We start from the raw sequence: 23,448 nt of genomic DNA on the forward strand, positions 1-23,448 counted from the left end.
GAGGGTATCTCCACCTCACTGGCCCAGTATCAGGTTGGGCAGCCATAGCGAGATGAACGGCAGATAGGACACCAGCAACAACACCACCAGGTTGCAGGCCAGAAACGGCAGGATGGCTCGGGCCACAGTCAGCATCTGCAGGTTGCCAATCCCCGCGACCACGAACAGGCACACCCCCACCGGTGGCGTGGTCAGGCCGATCATCAGGTTAAGCACCGCCATGACCGCGAAATGGACCGGATCCATGCCCACCCCAGTGGCCACTCCCAGCAACGCCGGGAACAGGATGATCAATGCGGCGATGGTCTCCATGAAGGCGCCGACACACAGCAGAATCAGATTGAGGATCAGGATCACCACCAGCGGGTTCTCGCTGATCGACAGGATCCCCGAGGCCACCATCTGCGGGATTTGCTGGCTAGTCAGGATCCAGCCGAACAGATTGGCCAGCCCCACCAGCAGCAACAGCGCCGAGGAGGTCAGCACAGTATCGCTGAGGATACCCGGCAGCTTGCGCCAGGAGAGCCCCTTGTAGACGTACATGCCGACCACCAGCGCGTAGAGACTGGCGACGATGGAAGCCTCGGTGGGGGTGAAGAAACCGCCGATGATGCCGTAGAGGATGATAGCCGTCATCAGCAACGCCCAGAAGGCGGTGCGCCCCTCGCGCAACAGCTCAAGTAGCGGCACACGTTGCTCCTTGGGGTAGCCGCGCCGGACGGCCAGCAGGTAGACGGTGACCATCATCGCCACGCCTAACAGGAGGCCGGGAATGGCGCCTGCCAGGAACATGCGCCCCACCGAAACACCGGTCAGCGAGCCGGCGATGATCATCGGCACGCTAGGCGGAATGATCGGCCCGATGGTCGAGGATGCCGCAGTGACGGCCGCAGAGAACGGCTTGTCATAGCCGGACCTAGCCATGCCAGGGATCATCACCGAGCCGATGCTGGCGGCATCGGCCACGGCGGTGCCGGAGATGCCGCCGAAGATCATCGACCCACCGACGTTGGCAAGCCCTAGCCCACCGCGGATATGGCCGACCAGGGCGTTGGAGAAACGCACGATGTGTTCGGTGATATTACCGACATTCATCAGATTCCCGGCCAACACGAAACCGGGAATGCACAACAACACGAAGGTATCGATGCCGGCGTAGAGGCGCTGTGGAACGATGGTCAGCGGAATCCCCGCCAACAGTAGATAGCTCAGCGAGGCGAGGCCCAGCGAGAAGGCGATCGGCATCCCCATCACCAGCAGTACCAGGAAGACGGCGAACAGCACGATGACTTCCATTATGGGGTCTCCGTATCGGCTTGAGAGGGCGAGCGGCGGATGGCCAGCAGGCCCTCGACGAGACCAAGAGCGCTGTACAGCAGAACCAGTGCGAACAGCACCACGGTGGAGAAGAAGATATAGAGCATCGGGACCTTCAACGTCGGCGAAGTCTGCCAGACACCATTAGCAGCGTATTGCCAGGCATAAGGCAGCACGATAAGGGCGAAAACGCCCGTCAACAGGCCGATCAGGGCCTGATAACCCGCTCTGGCGCGAGGACCCATCCAGTGATGGAAGAGTTCCACGTTGACGTTGCGATGCCGGCGGATCACCACTCCCGACGACAGCGCCACCATGTAGAGGAACAGATAGCGCGACAGCTCTTCGGTCCAGGGCGGCGAGGAAGGTAGCACCACACGCCCGGCGATCTGTAGCAGTACGGTCGCGGCAATGCCTACCAATGCCAGAGTGGCCAAGGTAATGAGCAGGGTGTCCAGCCAGCCAATCACGCGGCCGGCGACGCCCGTCAGGCGCGGAACCGTCGGCGGGGCGTCAAGCTCCTCGACGATCCGGTGTTCAGAGGCATCCATGGTTACACCTCATGGGGGGCAACGCTCCCCCGTGGAGAGCAGGGAGACGGCGGGCGGCATAACATCCGCCCGCCTCGGAGGCTTACAGGTCCTGGATAGCGTCGTAGAGCTCACGTTGCTCGTCGGTGAGCGCCTCCAGCACCGCCGGACGGGCTTTCTCGGCGAAGGCCTCGGTATCGACCTCGACGAATTCCATGCCGAGATCTTCCAGGCTCTGACGCAGACGTTCCTGGTCCGCCGCGAACAGATCGGCTTCATAGGACTGCATGTCCTGGGCGGCATCGCGGACGACCTGTTGTAGGTCATCGGGCATCGCCTCGAGCCGATTCTTGCCGATCACCACATAGATCCAGCTGCGCACGTGCCCGGTGAGGTTCACGTAATCCTGGACCTCGTTGAAGCTGGCACTCTCGATCAGGCTAAGCGGGTTTTCCTGGGCCTCGATGGTGCTTTGCTGAAGCGAGGTGAAGACCTCGCTGAAGGCCATGGGCGTGGGCCGTGCACCCAGCGCTTCCCAAGTGTCGACGAACAACGGAACGTTGGGCACCCTCAAACGAATCCCATCCAGATCCTCGGGAGATGTGATCGGCCGGTTGCTGGTCAGTTGCCGGGGGCCACGCTCGAACCAGGCCAGCGGCACCAATTTGGCACGCTCGGTGATCTGAGACTCGATCTGATCGCCGATACCCCCTTCCACGGCCCGCTCAAGATGCTCAGAGTCACGGAAGGCATAGGGCACGGCCATCATCGCCGCCTTGGGCGCCCAGTTCTGAAGGCTTTCGCCGGTGATGGTCATGTCGGCCGTGCCAAGCTGAATGCTGTTGATGACATCCATCTCGCTGCCGAGTTGTTCATTGGGGTAGACCTGCACCTCGATCTGCCCGTCGGAGTTCTCCTCGACGAGCTCCTTGAACTTGAGGGCAGCCTGATTCCAGATGTGCTGCTCATTGGCTAGATGGCCAAATTTCAGGGTGTAGTCGGCGGCCAGACTAGCCTGGCTACCGAGGATGGCTACGCCTAGCACAGCGCTGGTCACGAGTCGTTTGATCATGGTGTGTTCTCCTGGCACTTGCTTTGTATGTTGTTGGCTTGCGTGCACGTCCCGTCAGGCACCGACCTCTATCAGTACCTTGCGGGCCTTTTCGGGATGCTGATCGATCATCTGGATGGCATCAGGCATGTCATCGAAAGGCAGGCGATGGCTCACCAGCGCCAGCGGATCCAGGCGCCCGGACGCCATCAGCTCGATCACCTCCGGAAACTTGCGGTTATTGAGTCGCGAACCGACCAGGGTCAGCTCCTTCTTGATCACCTCCAGCTGTACTAGGTCGCTGGGCGTGGGGTTGAAACCGAGCAGCCCGATGCGCCCTGCCGGCGAGGCCATGCGCAGCATCTGTGGCAACAGGGCCGGCACACAGGCGGCATCGGCGATCAACGGTATGCCCTCACCGCCGGTCAGCACTTCGATCTCCGCCTCGACTTCCTGCTGCGCGCCGTTGAGGGTACGAGTGGCCCCCAGTTCTCGAGCGGTGGCCAGGCGAGCATCGATCACGTCGCTGACGGTAATGTCCTCGATGCCCAGGGCACGGGCGACCTGCAGGATGGTCAATCCGATCACCCCTGCACCGAGGATCAACAGGCGATCGCCGGGGAGGGGCTGCATGCGTCCCAGCACGTTGGCGGCGATGGAATAAGGCTCGACCAGAGCGGCGGCATCCAGCCCCAGCGTTTCGGGAAGACGGTGCACGTTGGCCGCCGGCACGTTGACCCGCTCCTCGAAGCCGCCGTTGCGATGCACGCCGACCACCTCCAACGCGTTGCAGACATTGGGACGGTCGATACGGCAGGGGTAACAGTGGCCACAGCTGACCACCGGATCGATGCACACCCGGTCGCCGATGGCGACGCCCTCGACCTCCTCCCCCACGGCCTCGATCCGGCCGGCGAATTCATGGCCGGTGATGCGCGGGAAGCGCACGAAGGCGTTATCGCCATGGATGATGTGCATGTCCGAGCCACAAATGCCGGCGAAGGCCACCCTTACCAACACCTCACCGGGAGCGGCCATGGGAACCTCGGTATCGACCAGGCGATAATCCTGGGGAGCGCTGACCTGAAAGGCTTTCATTGATTTACCTCGTTACCAGTGCCATAGGGTGCCATCCTCGAGCCGATTGACCGGCAGGCTGGCACGGCGATAGGGGTATTGGGCGGCGGCAGTTTCATCGATGTCGACGCCATGTCCTGGCGTCTCGCCGACCAGGAAGTGGCCATCCTCGAAGCGATAATCATGAGGAAAGACCTCATCGGTGACGGCGTCGTGGGGCATATACTCTTGGATGCCGAAGTTGGGTACCCAGGTATCGAAGTGGATCGCCGCCCCCAGACACACCGGTGATAAGTCAGTGGGGCCGTGGAAACCGGTGCGCACGTGATAGAGCCCAGCCAGGTCGGCCAGCCGTCGCATGTGAGTAATGCCGCCGGCATGGGTCAGGGTGGCTCGGATGTAATCGATCCACTGGTTCTCGATCAGTGCCTTGGCGTCGTACAGGCTGTTAAAGACTTCACCCACCGCTAGTGGCGTGGTGGTGTGCTGACGAATCAGCCGGAAGCTCTCTTGATTCTCCGCCGGCACACAATCCTCTAGCCAGAACAGGTGGAAGGGCTCGAGCTCCTTGCCCAAGCGTGCCGCCTCGATAGGCGTCAGCCGATGGTGCACATCATGTAGCACGTGCAAGTCTTCACCGAAGCGCTCACGTACGGCGGCGAACAGCTTGGGTGCATGGTTGAGGTACTTGGTGGTATCCCAGACGTGTTCGGCAGGCAGCTCGGCGTCAGCGGGCTCGTAGCGCTCACCAGGGTTCTTCGCCACGCCATAGATGCTGGCGATGCCCGGCACCCCCGCCTGCACGCGCACCGCGCGGTAACCCTTCTCGACGTGCTGAGCAACTTCATCCAGGCAGGCTTCGATGTCCTTGCCGGTGGCATGACCATAGACCATCACCCGCTCACGACTTTTACCGCCCAGCAGCTGATACAACGGCATGCCGGCAGCCTTGGCCTTGATGTCCCACAGCGCCATGTCTACGGCGCCAATCGCACTCATGGTCACCGGCCCCCGCCGCCAATAGGCACCGCGGTAGAGGTAATGCCAGATATCCTCGATGCGCTGTGGGTCACGGCCGATCAAAGCGGGAATCACATGCTCTTCGAGGTAAGCGACCACCGCCTGCTCGCGACCATTGAGGGTCGCATCGCCGATGCCGTAAGTCCCCTCGTCGGTGACAATCTTGAGGGTGACGAAGTTACGCCCCGGCGCGGTGACGATGGTGTAGGCCCGCTCGATTCTCATGAGCTCGCCTCCTCGATGAGTGACTGGGTCTGCTGGTCCTCGAACATGTCGGGGTAGCGACGCACCAGGTCGGGCAACGAAATGAGAACCTCACGCAAATGGGCCTGCATAGCGAGGCCGGCGGCATCGGCGTCACCATGCTCGATGGCAGCGACGATATGCGCATGCTGATCGATCAACGTCTCGATGGGAGTGCTGTCGGGAACGCTCAGGTAGCGCACCCGATCGAACTGCGCTCGGACTCCTTCGACGACTTTCCAGGCTGCTTGCTGATAGACGCCCAGAGCCAGTGTGCGATGGAAGGCCTCGTCGAGGCGGTAGAAGCGAGCATGATCATGTGGAGCGATGCAGCGACGTTGACGCTCCAGCAGGTCATGCAGCTCCGCCAGAGTATCGGCCGTCAGCCCCTTGGTCGCCGCCAAGCGAACGACAGCCAACTCGATGGCCTCGCGCACGAAACGTGCCTCGAGAACCGCCTGCTGGGAAATCTTGACGACGAAGGTGCCGCGCTGAGGTCGTACCTCGACCAACCCGGCTTCCGACAGTCGAATGAAGGCCTCGCGCACCGGCTGGCGACTCACCGCAAAGGTGTCGGCAAGCTCCTTCTCCGAAAGCGCCTGCCCCGGCACCAGGACCATCTGAATGATCGACTCACGCAGAACCCGATAGAGCCGCTGACGCACCGGGTCGCCGACGGGCGTGTCGCTCCACAGCGCTTGCAGTGTCGTGTTCATGTATTTCCCCTCGACTCGGCGGGCTGAAAGCCTGGCCGCCCCTTTTCGATAAAACTAGTATGGTAGTATGGTGAGAAAACAAAAAGGACCTAAGCGCTAGACTTTGGTTTAACTATGATCGTTGGAGGCCTGCGTGAAACGACGTCCATATGCTGGAAATGACTATAGAAAGGCACTCAACATCCACGACCTTGAGCGCATTGCCCAGCGCCGCCTACCCAACTTCGTGTTCGAATACCTGCAGGGGGGTGCCGATGACGAACGGACCCTGAAGCGCAACCGCGAGGTATTCGACGACTATCTATTCGAGCCAAGGACCCTGACTCGGGTCGGTACCCGCGATCTCTCGACCACCCTGTTAGGCAAGCCTGCCGCCATGCCCCTGGTGATTGGGCCGACCGGCTATAACGGCCTATTAACGCAAGATGGCGACATCAAGATGGCAACGGCAGCCTCCCGTAAAGACATCCCGTTCGTGCTCAGCAATGTCGCCACGACGTCCCTGGAAGACATCGCCAACCTCGCGGGCCTCAGCGCCTGGATGCAGATTTACTTTTATCGTGATCGAGACTATGTCAGGAAGCTGGTGGAGCGCTGCCGGGAAGCCGGTTACGAAACCCTCGTGGTCACCACCGACAGCGCCATCTACGGCAATCGGGAATGGGACCGCCGCAACTTTCGCAAACCCATGCAGCCCACCCTGTGTAATTTCCTTCATCTGCTATCGCGACCACGCTGGATCACCGACGTACTCATTCCCGATGGCATGCCAACCTTCAAGAACCTGGGCGACCTCCTGCCGCCCGGAAAACAATCGGTGCAAGGCGCCTCGGCGATCATCGGCGAGCAGCTGGATCCGACTCTCAACTGGGATGACATCGCCTGGCTACGTGATCAATGGCGGGGCAAGTTGATCATCAAGGGACTCCTATCCCCCGAAGAAGCCGAGCGAGCCGCGACACTCGGCGTGGATGCCGTCGTGCTCTCCAACCACGGCGGTCGACAGCTCGATCACGCCCGCTCGCCGTTCGACGTCCTGCCCGAGGCCAGGGCGCGCATCGGCCAGCGTTGTCAGCTGTTCGTCGATAGCGGCTTTCGGCGGGGAACAGACGTCGTCAAGGCACTGGCTCTGGGCGCCGATGCGGTCTGGTTAGGGCGCGCCACCCTGTACGGATTGGCCGCGGGCGGACAAGCAGGCGTCGAGCACGCCCTGGATATCCTGCAACGAGAAATCGACCGCACGATCGGCCTGCTGGGAGTCGACCGAATCGGCGACCTGGAAGCGAGCTCCCTGGTGGGCGCCCAGCGCGGATAGCGGACGCCCCACCGCCGCGTATCGAAAAAATGGGCCCACCCCCGGCGGGGTGAGCCCTTTCTGCGTGCGGTAGGAAGATGCCTTAGCTCGGTAGCACCTGGGTGGCGGCTTGGCTTCGACGGCGCTTCTTGCGCCGCCCGCGGCTGATCATGACCTCGCCGACCAGCAGTGCCAGGCCGACGCCGACCAGGATCTTGCCCGCATAGTCCCAGTCCATCGGCTCGCCGGGCGTCACCACGAACAGCACGATGCCGGCGACCACGTGCAGCCCCACCACGGCGGCCCACAGGCAGGCCAGGCGGTTACCCAGCGGTAGTCGGAAGGGCCGCGGCGCGTCACTGCTCAGGCGCAGCTTGATGAACGCCAGGCACATCAGCACGTAGGGCATCATGAAGATCATCGCGAAGATCGACAGCAGGGTCCAGAACAGGCCCTCGGCGGTGTCAGCCACCAGCCCATAGACCACCATCACCAGGATACTCACCGTCGAGGCGAGCAACGCCGAGCCTACCGGGGTGTCGTGGCGCGGATGCACGATGCCGAACACCTTGGGGAACTCGCCGGCACGGGCGGCCTCCACCGCGGCACGATTGGTGCCCATGCTCCAGGTCACCATGTTGGTGAAGAAGGTGAAGAGCACGAAGCCGCCCACCAGATTGGCGAGCAGCCCGCCCCAGCCGTCGTGGCCGTACATGTTGAACAGCGACTCGGCGAAGATGGTGGTGACATCGGTCTGATCGGTGGGCACCGCGGCCAGCACCCCGATGGTGCCCAACACATTGAAGGCGGCGATCAAAAGGCCCGAGGCCAGCACCGCCCGGGGAATGTCACGGCGCGGGGCGACCATTTCCTCGGCGCTGCAGCAGGCGAGTTCGGTCCCCATGATGCCGTACACCATCACGCCCAGGGCGGCGATGGACGCCGGTGAGGTGGGCAGGATCCCGTCCAGGGTGAAGGGATTGGCGAAGCCCTCATTGAAGCCATAGCGCAGGCCGCCGACCAGCAACACCAGTACCGAGAACAGTTTCAGCACCGCCCCCAGGTTGGGCAGCCATTTGCCGATGCGCAGGCTCGCGCTGGTGCACAACGACGTCACCAGCGCCAGGCTGCAGCCGATGAATATCTGCAGCCACAGGCTCATGCCGGGGAAGTAGAAAGCGCTGAGCATGCCGGCGAACAGGATATAGACCGACGGCATCCACAGGGCATTGTTGACCCAGTACATCCAGGACACCCGGGCCCCCCAGCGAAAGCCGAAGGCCAGGCGCACCCAGTGATAGACGCCACCATTGTTCGGGTACGTGGTGCCTAGCTCCGAGGTCATCATGGCCATGGGCAGGAACAGCAGCACCAGCACATAGGCCCACCAGAACAGGCTACTCGACCCCAACGAGGCGGCCAGGGCAATCTGGTCCATGAACAGCATCGCCGAGACGGTATAGAGGGTCACGTCTCTAAGCCGCAACACCTTGTTTTTATTAACTTCCATAAAGAAAGACTCCAAAAGGAGGACAGCATCGTGAGGCGCGTGTCGGGCATCGAACGCCCGACACGCGAAGCGGGTAGCAACGAGGGGCTCGCGCGGCCTCATGCCGCGCGAGGAGGCCTCACCAGTGCCCGGCGGCGCGCAGGTCCTCGACGGTCTCGAGGATGCTGTCGCGCAACACGTCGACGATGAAGTCGACCTCCTGATGGGTCAGGGTGATGGCGGGAGACATGACGTTGAGGTGCACGATGGGCCGCACCAGCAGGCCACGTTTCTCGGCGCGCAGGTGGACCCACTCGCCGATGTTGAGGTCTTCGGGGAACAGCTCGCGGGAGGCCTTGTCGGCGACGAACTCCACGCAGGCCATGAAGCGGCGGGCGCGCACTTCACCGACGATCGGCAGCTCGGCCAGGGTAGCCAGGCGCTCCTCGAAGTAGCGTCCTACCTCGCGGGCCCGGGGCAGTAACGCCTCGCGCTCGATGATCTCGATGTTCTTCAACGCCGCGGCGCAAGCCACCGGGTGTCCGGAATAGGTAAACCCGTGGCTGAAGCAGCGCCCGGTGCCGGGCTCGGCGATCACCTCCCAGAGCCGCTCGGAGAAGATACAGGCGCCCAGCGGTTGATAGCCGGAGGTCAGGCCCTTGGCGGTGGTGATGATGTCCGGCACCACGCCGAACTCGTCCTCGGAGGCGAAGAAGTGGCCGAGGCGACCGAAGGAAGTCACCACCTCGTCGGAGATGTAGAGGATATCGTGGCGCTGACACACCTCCCACATGCGGCGGTGATAGCCCTCGGGAGGGATGATCACCCCGCCGGAGCCCATGATCGGCTCGGCCAGGAAGGCCCCGATGCGCTCCGCACCGACCTCGGCGATCTTGGCCTCGAACTCCGCGATCAGGGCGTCGAGGAACTCCGCCTCGCTGCGGCCCCGCGCCTCCCGGTAGGGATAGGGGCAGCTCAGGTGATGGATGCCCTCGGAGAGGAAATCGAGCTCCGGTGGGCGATCGGCCTGCTTGCCGCCCAGCGACATGGTCAGGTAGGTCGAGCCGTGGTAGGCGTTGATGCGGGTGATGACCTGCTTCTTCTCGGGCTTGCCGCGACAGTTCTGGTAGAAGTGCACCAGGCGGATGGCGGTATCGACCGCGGTAGAGCCGCCGGTGGTCAGGAAGACGCGATTCAGGTCGCCCGGCGCCAGCTCGGCCAGCTTCTCGCTGAGCTCGATGGCGCGATCGTTGGCCATGTCGGCGAAGGAGTTGGAGTAGGCGAGGCGGCGGGTCTGGTCGGCGATGGCCTCGACCATCTCCTCGCGGCCCAGGCCGATGTTGGTGCACCACATGCCACCGACGGCATCCAGGTAGCGCTGACCCTCGGCATCCTGGATATGGGCACCGTCGCCGTCGACGATGTTGAGAGAGCCGCGCTCGCGATGCTCGTCGAAGACGTGGTAGCCGTGCATGTAGTGCGCCTTGTCGGCGCCGGTGAGGCGGGCGTTGTCAACATTGGAAAAACGTTTCGATTCGGTAATATTATTCATACGCATCCTGTCAGCGGCAAAGAGTCGCAGCAGTATAGGCACCCCCTCATCGCTACCCCCATACCCCAATTGGGTGGGTCGCCGACATCGCCATGCGCCTCGTCACTTCGCCCCGGAGATTTACCATCGCGATACCATCGCCCCGCGATACAGCGGACACACCCCCGCCGGAGCTCACCCTCGCCGCGCTGGAGCGCTGGCATCACGCCCTCGCCGAGGCCGATGAGCGGTGTCATGAGCCGGACTTCGCCGAGGCTCTGATCGCGGCCATCGACTGCCTGGTACCCACCGAATCGGCCCTGGTGATTCTCGAGGATGCCCGTCAGGCGCCCCGGTTGCTGTACCAACGCGGCATCCCCGCCGAGGGCCACGATCGGATACTTGGGCGCTATTTCTCCCGCGGCTACCTGCTCGATCCCTTCTGCCTGGCCGTGGATCAGGGGCTCGCCGAAGGCTTCCACCATCTCGGCGAGATCGCCCCGGACGACTTCTTTCACAGCGAATACTACCGGGTCTACTACCTGGAGGCGGGCGCGGTGGAAGACTGCTACTTCCTGCTGGACCTGGCACCGGGGCAACGCATCTCCCTCTGCCTCTATCACGGCCTGAGCGCCACGCCCTTCACGCGCCCGGAGCTCGAGACCCTGCGTGCCCTGGCCCCCATGATCCTGAACCTGGGGCATCGCCACTGGCAGCCCGCCGACCCGCCGCCGATCGATGCCTCACCGAACCCCCTCACCGACCTGCTGCGCGGCGCCTTCCGGCGCTTCGGCGCCGATCGCCTCACCGAGCGCGAGCAACAGGTATGCCGGCTGCTGCTGCGCGGCCACTCGGCCAAGTCGAGCGCCCGGGAGCTCGACATCTCGTCGGAAACGGTGCGCATGCACCGCAAGAACCTCTACGCCAAGTTCGCGGTGAGCTCCCAGGCCGAGCTGTTCGCGATCTTCATCGACTGGATCGACCGCTAGATCCTCCCCCCGTATCATCGAGGCTCATTCGTACCGCCCAGGAGGCCTCATGGCATCCCTGCACGACCAGCTGCGTGGCCTGGTCTACTCCACCGAACACGGCGACACCTGCCCCGACTGCCGTCAGCCCATCGACGATTGTCGCTGCGCCGACGCCGCCGAGGAAGATCGCCTAGCGGGCCTGGACGGCATCGTCCGCCTGCGCCGCGAGACCAAGGGGCGCAAGGGCAAGGGCGTGACCCTGGTCGAGGGCGTGCCGCTCAAGGCCGACGAGCTCAAGAGCCTGGCCAAGGACCTCAAGAAACGCTGCGGCACCGGCGGGGCGCTCAAGGAAGACGTGATCGAGATCCAGGGTGACCAGCGTGAGGTGCTCAAGGGCGAGCTGGAGAAGCGGGGGTTCAAGGTCAAGCTGGCCGGCGGCTAAGGAAACACGGATTTATGGCTGCGCTCGACGCCCCGCAGGACCGCAGCAAGTGCACAGGTTCGTCGGGAACGAACCTAGCGATCCTGGCCGCCGGCGGTACTCGAAAGCCTCATTGACGGACATGTGAACTCCGGGTGATTCGGCCCCTCGGGGGCCCCACCCCCACGGGGCCATCCTTCGGATGTTGGTCGCTTCGCTCGGCGCTGCGTTCCGGCGGCGGCCAGCCTCTCATCGCCCGCGACATACATCAGCGCTTCCCCAGAGTCGAAAACGTGTCGTGGCTCGCCGACTCGTCGAATGAATCCGAAGGCGCTGGATCGGGCGTTATCTCCAGCGCCTCGACCAGCGCGATTAAGCCCGCTTCGGCGCCGGCCGCCACCTTGAGCGCATAGAGGTCGTCGGCGCGGGTGTGCCCCAGGTTGATACAGGCCAGCGGCTTGCCGGCCCGGGCCGCCTCGCGGGCGAAGCGAAAGCCCGAAAAGACCATCAACGACGACCCCACCACCAGCAGCCCATCGGCCTCCGCCAGCATCGTGAACGCCTCGCTCACCCGCGTGCGCGGCACGCTGTCGCCGAAGAACACCACGTCGGGCTTGTAGATGCCATCGCCGCAGCGCGTGCAGTCCGGCACGCGAAAACCGGAGAAGTCGGCGGCCTCCAGGTCGGCGTCGCCATCCGGGCCCACCGGGGCCTCGAGGGTCAGCCAGTGCGGGTTGCGGGCCTCGAGCTCGGCATGCAGGTCGTGGCGCATGCGCGTCGCCCCGCAGCCCATGCAACGCACCCGATCGGCGCGCCCATGCAACTCGATCACCCGCCGCGAGCCGGCCCGCCGGTGCAGGCCATCGACGTTCTGGGTGATGAGGCCAGACACCCGACCCGCGGCTTCGAGCCGGGCCAGGGCCCGGTGGGCGGCATTGGGCCGTGCTTGCTGCAGGGTGCGAAAGCCGACCAGCGCCCGGGCCCAGTAGCGCTGGCGGGCGGCGTGGCTGTCCATGAACATTCGATGCTGCATGGGCGGCGAACGCTTCCAGTCACCATGGTCGTCGCGGTAGTCGGGGATCCCGCTGGCGGTGCTGACCCCGGCCCCGGTGAGTACGGCGAGGCGCGGCGTACGCGTCACGAAACTCGCCAGGGCCTCGATGTCGCCGATTTCGCTCGTCACTCCCGACTCCTCGCTCCTCATGCCTTCATCCACGGCGGCGCCTTGCGCCCTCGTCCCTTGCACGAACCGAGCATGGCCCCGAGGGCACAAGGTTGTCTAGAATAGGCAGCATATCCCACGGGCAAGGACTCCCGATGGCCTGGCTGGCATACCTGCTCCCCCTCATCTTCCTGTTCCCCCTGGCGGCGACCGCGGTGATCGTGATCGCCCTGCGCAACCTGCACGACGCTCGCGTCAGCTCGCCCTTCGATGCCCATCCGCTGCGCGAACCCGGCCAGTCGCTGCGCGACCGCCTCGACCGGGCCTTCGCCGACCTGTTCCTCAACGGTGCCCTGGGGCCCATCGTGATCATGACCCCGCTGGTCTACGGCATGGGACGCATGCTGTTCGCCAGCCAACATAACTGGCTGGAATGGACCCTCTACGGGGCCCTCTCCTCGGCCCTAGTGCTGGTGTTCTGCTTCCGACTGATCCATGACTTCCAGCGCATCCGCCGCCTCAAGCGGGGGCTCGCCTGTGAACTGGCGGTCGGGCAGGAGCTCGAACGGTTGATTCGCCCCGAATCACACCCCTACTTCGTCTTCCACGACGTGCCCGGTGCCGATGACACCCTCGATCACGTGGCGGTGACGCCCCATGGGGTCTTCGTCATCGAGACCTGGGCACGCAGCCCGGCGATACGGCCCAGTGGCGAGGAAGACAACCGGGTCATCGTGGAACGCGAACGGCTGCGCTTCCCCGGCGGGTTCGAGCGACGCCCGCTGCGCGACACTCGTCGCGCCGTCCGCTGGCTGAGCGTGTGGCTGGAGAAGGAATTGGGTCGGGTGGTGCCGGTGAAGGGCATCCTGGCCCTGCCCGGCTGGCGCATCGAAGAGGCCGAGGCCGCCGACGACCTGCTGGTGGTCAGCGGCGAGGCCCTGGCCGACCGGCTGCCCGAACAACGCCTGGCCACCCTCGACGACGCCACCCACGGCGCGGTGATCGCCGCCATCCACCGTCGCGCACCCTCCTGACCCGGACGTGGCGCGCCGCACTGGCGACCATCCCTCAATCGAAGTCCGCGATCCTCACTCGGGACGCACAGCGTCCCCGGTCGAGGCGTACCAGGCTGTCGGCGCCCGGGAAGCGCTCGAGCGCATCGGCGTCGATGCCGATGCGCACCTCGGTCAGCAGGCGATTGCCGCGTCCACGGCATTCGAGCCGCAACGCGCGCCCGGTATCGTCGCCGAAGGCGGCCTCGAAGGCATCGATCAAGGCGTTGCGCCCCACCTCGCCGCCGCGATGCAACGCCACGAAGTCGCCGAAGGCGCTGTCGTTGACCGCTTCACGTAGCGCCAGCGAGGTGGCGAACAGCGTCTCGGCGGGCAGCGCCAGGCAGGCCGCGTGCTTGGCATACTGGTAGCGATCCAGGCAGCTGGCACGCCCCGGCATGCCGCGGTCCAACCGCCGTCCCAAGGCCTCGGGCAGCGCCAGCGGCGCATGGGCTCGGCAGAAGCCACCATCCGGCCGTGGTGCCTCCAGGAAGCACCCCTTGCGCCGCCATTCGCGGCGCGTCACGCCTTGCTTCCGGAAGTCGGCGGGCAATGAGGCCCACAGCCCGTGCAGCACGAAACCGTCCTCCGCTGCGCGGCGCAGGCGCGACTCGCGGCACTCCCGGGGTGGCTGCGAGCGGCTGGCGCAGAAGCCGGGGTGCCAGGTCAGCGCCAGGGTATAGCGCTCGACACCCTCGGCGGCAAGCGGCGGCGCCGCCCAGACGGATGCCGTCACCAAGGCGCCGAGCAGCAGAGACGCCAGCAGCAGAGCCGCCCGACCGGCGCGGCGGATCATCAGAGTCAATGGCAGTGCCCTCCCCCCTGGCGACGGCCCCACAGGAAGGCGCAAAGCGACAGCGAGGCCGGCACCCAGGCGCGGATCAGGCCCGACAGCAGGAACCCCAGCGCCAACCCCCAGGTGATTTCCCAGGCCATCCCGGCCCAGGCCGTGATCAGCTCCATGATCATCGCGCCCTCCTCTCGCCATGGCATGACTCCCCAGCATAGCTCCCGGGGCCGCATCCCGTTCAAGTCGGGTCCGGCCCCATGCGACACGGCACCGGGGTCAATCGCCCTTGAGCCGCCCACCCATTTCCTGGGCCAGGTTCACGGCATAGTGATCGGTCATGCCGCCGATGAAGTCGAGCATGCGCCGATAGCTGTCATACAGCGACCAGGAGGGCAGCGGGGTGTTCTCGCCGATCAGCGCCAGCACCCGCTGGTGCTTGAAGGTGGAATGCCCGGTGTGATGCAGCTCATGGGCGGCGCCGATGAAGGCCTCGAGCAGGATGCCCAGCGTCGTGTGCGCGCCGATCTCCAGCTTGGCCTTGCGCTCGTTGCGGAAGATCCGCTCGCGGGCCAGCTGCTTGGCCGCCTTCACCCCCCAGTCCAGGTCCGGATGGCACAGCTCGAGCAGGTCGTCGCGCAATCGCCCACCGAGCAGCTCGCCCTCGTGCTGGACGAACACCTTGGCCACCTCGGTCACCGCGTGCTCCATGGCCGCGCCCCGCAGCGCGGCGATGCGCCGCCGCTGGGAGACGCCCTCGCGCTGCATGGCCGGGAAGTCGCCGGGCTCGCCGCCGGCGATCTGCGTCAGGATGCCGGCGACCTCATCGAAACCGAGGATGCCCATCTCCAGGCCATCCTCCAGGTCGAGCAGCGCGTAGCAGATGTCGTCGGCGGCCTCCACCAGCCAGGCCAGCGGGTGCCGACACCAGCGTTGCTCGCCCTGGGGCAGCAGCCCCAGCCGCTCGGCCACCTCGGCCAGCAACGGCGCCTCGCTCTGGTAGCAGCCGAACTTGCCGGCGGCGCCGCCATGCTCGACGGTCCAGGGATACTTGAGCAGGGTGCCGAGCGTCGCCGCGGTCAGGCGCATGCCGCCGCGGAACTGGTTGTACTCGATCTGGGTGACGATACGAAAGCCCTGGGCATTGCCCTCGTAGGTCAGGAGATCGGCGCGCTCGGCGTCGGAGAGCCCCTCGAGCAGGCCGCTGCCGTCGCTCTCGGCGCGCTTGAACCAGTCACGGATCGCATACTCGCCGGCATGCCCGAAGGGTGGGTTGCCGATGTCATGGCCCAGGCAGGCGGCCTGGACGATCACCCCCAGGTCGGCAGGAGTGATCCACTCGGGCAGCCGGTGGCGCAGCTCCTCGCCGACGCTCATGCCCAGCGAACGGCCCACGCAGCCCACCTCGAGGGAATGCGTCAGGCGGGTATGGATATGGTCGTTGTCGGTGAGCGGATGCACCTGGGTCTTGCGCCCCAGGCGACGGAACGAACCGGCGAAGACGATGCGGTCATGATCCTTGTGGAAGGGGCTACGGCCGACCTCCTCGCGGATCGTGCCACGCCGGTCGTGGAGCCGAGCCGGGTCGAGCAGCCGCTCCCAGGTCATCTGCGTCATGGGCATTCCTCCTTGAGGAACCCATTCTGGCACCGGGCGGCGCCCCGCCCAAGCGAACGGAGCAGTTTTCGCTCACCCCAGCCGTCGTTTGAGCAGCAGCGCGTACATCAGGCCGGCGAGCAACAGGGTGCCGGCGAACAGGTAGATGCCGATGGAGATGCCGCTGTTCACCAGGATGCTCCAGTCGCCGCCGGAGATCGACATCGCACGGCGCAGGTTGAACTCCATCTGGCCACCCAGCAGCAGGCCGAGCACCACCGGCACGGTGGGAATCTCGAGCTTGCGCAGCCCATAGCCGAGCACCCCGAAGGCCAGCATCATGTAGAGATCGAAGGCGCTGTTGTTGAGTGAGTAGATGCCGACGAAGGCCACCAGCGTCACCATCGGCATCAGGAACCAGGACGGCGCCTGCAGCACCTTGGCGAAGAACCCCACCAACGGGATGTTCAACACCAGTAGCATGACGTTGCCGATGAACAGCGCCGCCACCAGCCCCCAGACCATATCCGGCTGCTGCTCGAAGAGCAGCGGACCCGGCGTGATGTTCATCGACAACAACAGCGCCAGCAGGATCGCCGTGGTGCCGCTGCCGGGAATACCCAGCGACAGCATGGGGATCAGCGCCCCCCCGGCGGCGGCGTTGTTACCCGCCTCCGGCGCCGCCACGCCACGCGGGTCGCCCTCGCCGAACTTACCCTTGGCGCCCCACCAGCGCTTCTCCAGCACATAGGAGAGGAAGCTACCGAGCGAGGCCCCGGCCCCCGGCAGCACGCCGGAGATGAAGCCGATCACCGAGCCCCGCCCGATGGTCGGCGCGCAGTCGAGCGAGCGCCGCATGCCCGGCACGGCCGAGCCGATGCGCATCGCGGCGTCGGCCTTATCTCGGTCGCGCTCGAGGAACAGCAGGCACTCGGAGACCGCGAACAGACCGACCAGGGCGACGATGTAGTCGATGCCGTCATACAGCTCGTACCAGCCGAAGGTATAGCGCGCCACACCCGAGACCGGGTCGATGCCCACCGTCCCCAGCAGCAGGCCCAGGCTGGCGGCGATGAAGCTCTTGGTGAAACTGCCGGTGGTCACGCCGCCGATGGTGGCGAAGGCCAGCACGAACAAGGCGAAGTACTCGGCGGGGCCGAAGCGGATCGCCACCGTGACCAGCAGCGGGGCGAACAGCGTCAGGCCGATGGTGGCGACGGTCGCGCCGACGAAGGAAGCCACGGCGGAGAGCCCCAGCGCTTCGCCGCCGCGACCGGCACGGGCCATCGGGAAGCCATCCAGGGTCGTCATCATCGCCGGCTCGTCGCCGGGGATGTTGAGCACGATGGAGCTGATCCGCCCACCGTACATGCAGCCATAATAGACGCTGACCAGCAGGATCAGCGCCGCGGTGGGCGCCAGGCCGAAGTTGAAGGCCAGCGGAATCAGCAAGGCCACGCCGTTGACCGGGCCGAGTCCCGGCAGGGCGCCGATCAGGGTGCCGATGGTGCAGCCGATCAGCGCCAGCAGCAGGTGCTGGGGCTGCAGCGCCACGGCGAAGCCGTGGACGAGGAAATCGAAAATATCCATAGCGAAACGCTACACCTTCAGGCCGGGCATATCGGGCAGGGGAATCCCCAGGGCGAACTCGAACAGCGCGTAGAGCGCCAGCCCCAGCAGCAGCCCGTAAGGCAAGGCCTGTCGCCAATGCGCCCCGAACAGACGCATCAGCACGACGGTGGCCACCAGGGTCGAAGGGATGAAACCGCAGGGTTCGAGGAAGGCCGCATAGGTCCCCAGCAGCAGCAACACGCCGAGCTGGCGGCATAGCGCCGCCGCATCCGGCCAGCGCTGATTGAGGCCCGGTCGAGCGATCAGATACACCGCCAGCAGGCCCAGCGGCACGCTGACCAGCTGCGGAAACACCCCAGGGCCGACGGGCTGCATGAAGCCCGTCACGAAGCTCTGGGCATGCCACCAGGCGCCCAGCGCCAGCAGCGCCAATACCGCCCCGGCGATGCGATCGCCCAGGGCGGCATGGGACGTCTCCGCGTCATCGCTCACTGGATGACCCCGATCTCCCGAGAGATGGCCTCGACATTATCGATCGACTCGCGCACGAAGTCGTTGAAGTCTTCGCCACCCCGCCACAGCGGCACCAGGCCGTTCTGCGCCGCGACCTCCTTCCATTCGTCGCTCTGGTAGAGGGCCTCGAGGGTCTCGACCATGGCCGCATAGTCGGCGTCGGATACCTCGCCGCCGGTATAGAAACCGCGCCAGTTGTAGCCGGTCACGTCATAGCCCTGGGACACCGCCGTCGGCAGCTCCTCGAAAGGCTCGGGCAGTGGCTCGTCGGACAGCACCGCCAGGGGGCGCACATCGCCGGACTCGATGAAGCCGGCGATCTCGCCCAGGTCGGTGGACACCGCATCCACATGGCCACCCATCATCTGGGTCACCGCGGGGCCGCCACCATCGAACTGCACCCAACGCAAGGCGCTGATCTGATCACCCGGCAACCCGGCCGCCTTGGCCAGCCGCAGCGCGCGGATATGGTCCCAGCCGCCGGCGCCGCTGGAGCCGGCCATGGCCACCGCGGTCGGGTCATCGACGATGGCCTCGAGCAGTTGGTCGAGGCTCTCGTAGGGGCTGTCGTCGTCGACCAGGATGACGCCCACGTCGGTCCCCAGCATGGCCAGCCAGCGCATGGTATCGGCGTCCCCGGGATAGCGCCCCTGAGCGATCTGGGTCATGCCCACGGTGCTGGTCGCCACCATCAGGTTGCTGTCGTCGGCCCGCTTGCCGGCCACGTTGGAAAATGCCACGGCGCCGACACCGCCCGGCATGTTGGTGACCTGGACGTTACCCTCCACCAGCTCCAGATCGCGCAGCAGCTTGCCTACCGAGCGGCAGGTGAAGTCCCAGCCGCCGCCGGGATCGGCGGGCGCGATGCATTCGTCGATGGGCAGCGCCTGGCTGGGCAGGCTGACCGCCAGCCCCAGGCCCAGCAGGGCGGGCGCCATCAGACGGCGTGGTGTCATGAAAACCTTGCTCGGCATGTCGTCGCTCCTGGTGCTTGTTGTTGTCGTGTTCGCCCCCGCAGGGACAGGCTCAGATGATGCCCTTCTCGCGCAGATCGCCATATTCGGCGTCCACCAGCCCCAGTTCGGCGAGGATGTCCTCGGTGTGTTCGCCGAGTCCGGGCACGGGATGGTGTATCGCCGCCGGCGCATCGCGCATCTTCACCGGGAAGCCGGTGGTCGGCACCTTGCCATGCGCCCCCTGATCGAGCTCCATGGCCATCTGCTGATCGCGGACCTGAGGGTCGTCGAAGGTCTCGCGCAGATCGTGAACCCGCCCGCAGGGCACGCCGGCGGCATTGAAGTGCTCGATCCATTCCGCCACGCTGCGCCGCGCGATCGCCCGATCGAGGATCTCGCGCAGCGCCTCACGATGGGTCATGCGCCGCCGGTTGTCGGCGAAGCGTTCATCGTCCAGCAGCGACAGCATGTCCAGGGCGCCGAGGAAGCGCTCGACCATGGTGTCGTTGCTCGGCGCGATGGCCACCTCGCCGTCGCTGGCCTGGAACAGGCCATAGGGATACAGCATAGGATGGTCGTTGCCGGTGCGCGTGGGCACCTCGCCGGTGGCGAAATACTCCGCCGCCAGGTAGCCCATCATGCCGATCAGGCCGTTGGTCAGCGCCGTCTCGACGATGTCGCCCTGGCCGCTGCGTTCGCGGCGCACCAGCGCCGCGCTGATGCCGAAGGCCAGGTTCTGGCTGGCCACCATGTCGCTGATCGGCGGCGCGGCGCGCATCGGGGCCTCGCCGGCGCTGCCGTTGACGCCCATGAAACCGCTCATCGCCTGGGCGATGAAGTCGTAGGCGGGACGGTCGCGATAGGGGCCGGTGGAGCCGAAACCATTGATGCGCCCCACCACCAGATGCGGGAAACGCTCGCGTAGGGTGGCATCGTCGAGCCCCATCTTGCCCATCACCCCGGGGCGAAAGTTCTCCACCAGCACGTCGGCGTCATCCAGTAGCCGGTACAGGATCGCCTTGCCCTCCTCCCGGCGCAGGTCCAGGGTCAGCGAGCGCTTGTTGCGATTGAACTGGGCGAAGTACCAGCTTAAGCCGTTCACCATGTTGCCCTGGGAGCGCACGATGTCGCCGCGTCCCGGGGGCTCTACCTTGATCACCTCGGCGCCGTGGTCGCCGAGCATCTGGGTACAGAAGGGCCCGGAGATGACCCGCGTCAGGTCGATGACCCGGATGCCCTGCAGGGAGCCCTCGGCGTGGGGCGCGATATCCGTCATGCTCATCCTCTTGCGGTGGGTACGGCGGAACAGTCGCCGAGCGCCAGGCGCGGCCCGGCCTTGGATACCTGGCCCGGCAGGGGCCGGCCCATCAACCGCGAGGCGACTCGGGCGGCCTCGATCATGCCGTCGAGATCGATGCCGGTGGCGATGCCCATCTCGTCGAGCAGGTAAATCAGGTCCTCGCTGGCGATGTTGCCCGAGGCGCCAGGCGCGAAGGGACAGCCCCCCAGCCCGCCGATGGAGCTCTCGTAGCGATCCACGCCTAGTGCCAGGCCCTGCATGACGTTGGCCAGGCCGAGGCCGCGGGTATTGTGGAAATGCAGCGTGGGCGCGATCTGCGGGGCGGCCTCGCGCAGGTGGCGAATGCGCTCGGCGACCAGCGGCGGCGTGGCCATGCCGGTGGTATCGCCGAGCGAGACATCGCGGATGCCCAGCTCGGCGAAGCGCTGGGCGATCCGCCCTACGGCGGCCGCCTCCACATCGCCCTCGAAGGGGCAGCCGAAACTGGTGGCGATCGCCCCGCGCAGCGCGATGCCGCTGCCGTCCAGCACCCGTGCCACATCCTCGAACCCCGACAGCGATGCCGCCACCGAACGGTTCACGTTCTTGGCGTTGTGGGTCTCGGAGGCCGAAACGAACAGCACCACGGCATCGACGCCGGCCTCGAGCGCCCGCTCGGCGCCGCGCGGGTTGGGCACCAGGGCCGAGAGGTGCACCCCGTCGAGGCCACGCAACGCCGCCACCAGTTCACCGGCATCCGCCAGCGCCGGCACGGCCCTGGGGCTGACGAAGGAGGTGAGCTCGAAGGAGGTCACCCCCGCCGCCACCAGGGCATGAACCAGCTCGAGCTTCTCGGCGATGTCCAGCACCGTCGGCTCGTTCTGCAGCCCGTCCCGAGGCCCTACCTCGGTCACGCTGACCCGTTGGGGCCACTGCTCGAAACCCTCGACCCTAGGCATGACAACGGACTCCCTGCCGAATGCGACGCGCCGGTATGGCAATGCCTCACTATAGACAGCCCCCCGCAGGACTCACATTAGCCTTTTGTTGACCGCCCACGCCCGGGAGCCGGGGGCTCTCGGGTTTACAGGATCGCGTCATCGTCATCGAATGCCGTCGAGCAGGCATTTCGCCATCTAACAAAATTCCATAAAATCGACCGCGATCTTCGCGCCTGACAGCAAGAAGCTAATGCAAAGGCCACATTGACAACACTGTTATCTCGCATACAGCGTCGTCAGCTCCCATTTTGGCGCGGTCGACAACACCACAAGCAAGCGACAAGGCAGACGTTTCATGACCTCCACCCCCGACGCCGCGTCCTCCCAGCAGGATCACGGCTTCTTCGGCCATCCCCGACCACTGGGGTCGCTGTTCTTCACCGAGATGTGGGAACGCTTCTCCTACTACGGTATTCGCCCTCTGCTGGTGCTGTTCATGGCCGCCGGCCTCGCCGAAGGCGGTCTGGGCTTCAGCCGCGAGGACGCCGCGGCCATCGTCGGCATCTACGCCGGCGCCATCTATCTCTCGGCCTTGCCCGGCGGCTGGCTGGCCGATAACTGGCTCGGCCAGCGCCGCGCCGTGTGGTACGGCTCACTCCTGATCGCCCTGGGCCACCTGGCCATCGCTCTCTCGGCGCTGTGGGGCGCCACCGCCTTCTTCATCGGCCTGTTGCTGATCGTGCTCGGCTCGGGGCTGTTCAAGACCTGCATCACCGTGATGGTCGGCAGCCTCTATGACGAGGGCGATGCGCGCCGCGACGGCGGCTTCGCGATCTTCTACACGGGCATTAACCTGGGCGCCCTGCTGGCCCCACTGATGACCGGGCTGCTGATCGAAAGCGGTGGTTGGCACTGGGGCTTCGGCATCGGTGGGCTGGGCATGCTGGTCGCCCTGCTGATCTTCCGCCTGTGGGCGATCCCCGCCATGCGCCGCGCCGACCGCCAGCAGGGCCGCGACTCAAGCTGGGATGCCCCGGCCGTCAAACGCCGCGGCGTCGGTCTGGCGGTCATGGGTCTATCGATCCTCGTCGCCGCCCTGGTGAGCCTCGCCGCCATCGGCGTGATCCAGCTGAACCCGGTGGCGATCGCCGAAGCCATGACCAGCGTGATCATCGTCTGCGCCCTGGGCTTCTTCGTCTACCTGATGGCCTTCGCCGGCCTCAATGGCCGCGAGCGCGCGCGGATGGTGGTGGCCTTCATGCTGATCGTCGCCTCGGCCTTCTTCTGGGCCTCATTCGAGCAGCAGCCCACCTCTTACAACCTGTTCGCCAACGACTACACCGATCGCGGGCTGTTCGGCTGGGAGATCCCCACGGTCTGGTTCCAGTCGCTCAACGCGGTGTTCATCGTCATCCTCGGCCCGCTGTTCGGCTGGCTATGGCCGGCCCTGGGCCGCCGCGGCCTGGAGCCGGGCAGCGCCATCAAGTTCGTGATGGGCCTGCTGTTCGCCGCCGCCGGCTTCGGCCTGATGGTGCTCGCCGCGCGCCAGGTCATCACCGATGGCCTGGTCTCACCGCTGTGGATCACCGGCAGCCTGCTGCTGCTGACCCTCGGCGAGATGTGCCTGAGCCCGGTGGGGCTTTCCACCATGAGCACCCTGGCGCCTCAGCGTATCCGCGGCCAGCTGATGGGCCTGTGGTTCACCTCGCTGGCGCTGGGCAACCTGGTGGCCGGCCTGATCGGCGGCAACGTCAGCGCCGACAAGCTCGCCGAGCTGCCGGCGCTGTTCGGCCGATCGGCCATCGCCCTGGTGCTGTGCGCCCTGGTGCTGGCGCTGCTGACCCCACTGATCACGCGTATGCTCAAGGGCGGCTCGTCCACCGACGATGACGCCGAGACGCGTCCCTCCACTCCCACCTCCGGAGCCTGA

General features: G+C 65.7%; 22 protein-coding genes. 5 read left to right on the top strand and 17 right to left on the bottom strand.

The window, feature by feature from the left end:
* Positions 1-15: 15 nt before the first annotated feature.
* From ETC07_RS03185 to ETC07_RS03210, 6 genes are all read right to left on the bottom strand, one after another.
* A complete protein-coding gene (locus ETC07_RS03185) occupies positions 16-1,296 on the bottom strand; it encodes a TRAP transporter large permease (RefSeq protein WP_136247066.1) in 1,281 nt (426 codons plus the stop codon).
* A complete protein-coding gene (locus ETC07_RS03190; RefSeq protein ID WP_136247067.1) occupies positions 1,296-1,868 on the bottom strand; it encodes a TRAP transporter small permease in 573 nt (190 codons plus the stop codon). The genes ETC07_RS03185 and ETC07_RS03190 overlap by 1 nt, the downstream gene beginning before the upstream one ends.
* Positions 1,869-1,950: 82 nt before the next feature.
* A complete protein-coding gene (locus ETC07_RS03195) occupies positions 1,951-2,919 on the bottom strand; it encodes a TRAP transporter substrate-binding protein (protein WP_136247068.1) in 969 nt (322 codons plus the stop codon).
* 54 nt (positions 2,920-2,973) lie between these two features.
* Positions 2,974-3,996, bottom strand: coding sequence for a Zn-dependent oxidoreductase (locus tag ETC07_RS03200; RefSeq protein WP_136247069.1), 1,023 nt, complete (start codon positions 3,994-3,996; stop codon positions 2,974-2,976).
* Positions 3,997-4,008: 12 nt separating this feature from the next.
* Positions 4,009-5,220, bottom strand: coding sequence for a D-mannonate dehydratase ManD (gene manD / locus ETC07_RS03205; RefSeq protein WP_136247070.1), 1,212 nt, complete (start codon positions 5,218-5,220; stop codon positions 4,009-4,011).
* Positions 5,217-5,954 (bottom strand): GntR family transcriptional regulator, encoded by a 738-nt coding sequence (locus ETC07_RS03210; protein ID WP_136247071.1) that lies wholly within the window; start codon positions 5,952-5,954, stop codon positions 5,217-5,219. The genes manD and ETC07_RS03210 overlap by 4 nt, the downstream gene beginning before the upstream one ends.
* Before the next feature lie 133 nt (positions 5,955-6,087).
* On the opposite strand from ETC07_RS03210, the gene ETC07_RS03215 reads away from it, so the two are divergent.
* Positions 6,088-7,269 (top strand): alpha-hydroxy acid oxidase, encoded by a 1,182-nt coding sequence (locus ETC07_RS03215; protein WP_136247072.1) that lies wholly within the window; start codon positions 6,088-6,090, stop codon positions 7,267-7,269.
* 82 nt (positions 7,270-7,351) lie between these two features.
* On the opposite strand, the gene ETC07_RS03220 is transcribed toward ETC07_RS03215, so the two are convergent.
* Entirely contained in the window at positions 7,352-8,758 is a 1,407-nt protein-coding gene (locus ETC07_RS03220) for an APC family permease (protein WP_136247073.1), read from the bottom strand.
* A gap of 118 nt (positions 8,759-8,876) precedes the next feature.
* Entirely contained in the window at positions 8,877-10,289 is a 1,413-nt protein-coding gene (locus tag ETC07_RS03225; protein WP_136247074.1) for an aminotransferase, read from the bottom strand.
* Positions 10,290-10,381: 92 nt separating this feature from the next.
* Here ETC07_RS03225 and ETC07_RS03230 point away from each other — a divergent pair, with 92 nt between their 5' ends.
* Positions 10,382-11,257, top strand: coding sequence for a helix-turn-helix transcriptional regulator (locus ETC07_RS03230; RefSeq protein WP_136247075.1), 876 nt, complete (start codon positions 10,382-10,384; stop codon positions 11,255-11,257).
* A gap of 49 nt (positions 11,258-11,306) precedes the next feature.
* Entirely contained in the window at positions 11,307-11,681 is a 375-nt protein-coding gene (locus ETC07_RS03235; protein WP_136247076.1) for a translation initiation factor Sui1, read from the top strand.
* 247 nt (positions 11,682-11,928) lie between these two features.
* Here ETC07_RS03235 and ETC07_RS03240 read toward each other — a convergent pair whose 3' ends face one another.
* Positions 11,929-12,843, bottom strand: a complete 915-nt coding sequence (locus tag ETC07_RS03240; RefSeq protein ID WP_240724545.1) for an NAD-dependent protein deacetylase — start codon at positions 12,841-12,843, stop codon at positions 11,929-11,931.
* Between the two features lie 134 nt (positions 12,844-12,977).
* On the opposite strand from ETC07_RS03240, the gene ETC07_RS03245 reads away from it, so the two are divergent.
* Positions 12,978-13,856 carry a nuclease-related domain-containing protein gene (locus ETC07_RS03245; protein WP_136247078.1) on the top strand — a complete coding sequence of 293 codons (879 nt, stop codon included), beginning with the start codon at positions 12,978-12,980 and terminating at the stop codon, positions 13,854-13,856.
* A 34-nt stretch (positions 13,857-13,890) separates the two neighbouring features.
* Here the strand turns inward: ETC07_RS03245 and ETC07_RS03250 are convergent, their stop codons facing one another.
* The 8 genes from ETC07_RS03250 to ETC07_RS03280 form a co-directional block, all read right to left on the bottom strand.
* A complete protein-coding gene (locus ETC07_RS03250; protein WP_136247264.1) occupies positions 13,891-14,670 on the bottom strand; it encodes a ribonuclease T2 family protein in 780 nt (259 codons plus the stop codon).
* Between the two features lie 5 nt (positions 14,671-14,675).
* Positions 14,676-14,843 carry a hypothetical protein gene (locus ETC07_RS15615; RefSeq protein ID WP_168709153.1) on the bottom strand — a complete coding sequence of 56 codons (168 nt, stop codon included), beginning with the start codon at positions 14,841-14,843 and terminating at the stop codon, positions 14,676-14,678.
* Positions 14,844-14,940: 97 nt separating this feature from the next.
* The gene (locus ETC07_RS03255) at positions 14,941-16,278 is read right to left on the bottom strand and encodes a deoxyguanosinetriphosphate triphosphohydrolase (RefSeq protein WP_136247079.1); all 1,338 of its coding nucleotides are present in this window, start codon (positions 16,276-16,278) and stop codon (positions 14,941-14,943) included.
* Positions 16,279-16,350: 72 nt separating this feature from the next.
* Positions 16,351-17,847 carry a tripartite tricarboxylate transporter permease gene (locus tag ETC07_RS03260; protein WP_136247080.1) on the bottom strand — a complete coding sequence of 499 codons (1,497 nt, stop codon included), beginning with the start codon at positions 17,845-17,847 and terminating at the stop codon, positions 16,351-16,353.
* Between the two features lie 9 nt (positions 17,848-17,856).
* Positions 17,857-18,321 carry a tripartite tricarboxylate transporter TctB family protein gene (locus ETC07_RS03265; RefSeq protein ID WP_136247081.1) on the bottom strand — a complete coding sequence of 155 codons (465 nt, stop codon included), beginning with the start codon at positions 18,319-18,321 and terminating at the stop codon, positions 17,857-17,859.
* A complete protein-coding gene (locus ETC07_RS03270; RefSeq protein ID WP_205742497.1) occupies positions 18,318-19,316 on the bottom strand; it encodes a Bug family tripartite tricarboxylate transporter substrate binding protein in 999 nt (332 codons plus the stop codon). Before ETC07_RS03270 ends, ETC07_RS03265 begins: the two co-directional genes overlap by 4 nt.
* A gap of 52 nt (positions 19,317-19,368) precedes the next feature.
* A complete protein-coding gene (locus tag ETC07_RS03275; protein ID WP_136247082.1) occupies positions 19,369-20,574 on the bottom strand; it encodes a CaiB/BaiF CoA transferase family protein in 1,206 nt (401 codons plus the stop codon).
* A 2-nt stretch (positions 20,575-20,576) separates the two neighbouring features.
* Positions 20,577-21,536 carry a hydroxymethylglutaryl-CoA lyase gene (locus tag ETC07_RS03280; RefSeq protein ID WP_136247083.1) on the bottom strand — a complete coding sequence of 320 codons (960 nt, stop codon included), beginning with the start codon at positions 21,534-21,536 and terminating at the stop codon, positions 20,577-20,579.
* Positions 21,537-21,873: 337 nt separating this feature from the next.
* Here ETC07_RS03280 and ETC07_RS03285 point away from each other — a divergent pair, with 337 nt between their 5' ends.
* Positions 21,874-23,448 carry a peptide MFS transporter gene (locus tag ETC07_RS03285; protein ID WP_136247084.1) on the top strand — a complete coding sequence of 525 codons (1,575 nt, stop codon included), beginning with the start codon at positions 21,874-21,876 and terminating at the stop codon, positions 23,446-23,448.

Origin of the sequence: Halomonas borealis, from assembly GCF_004798905.1 — a bacterium.
GTDB lineage: Bacteria > Pseudomonadota > Gammaproteobacteria > Pseudomonadales > Halomonadaceae > Halomonas > Halomonas borealis.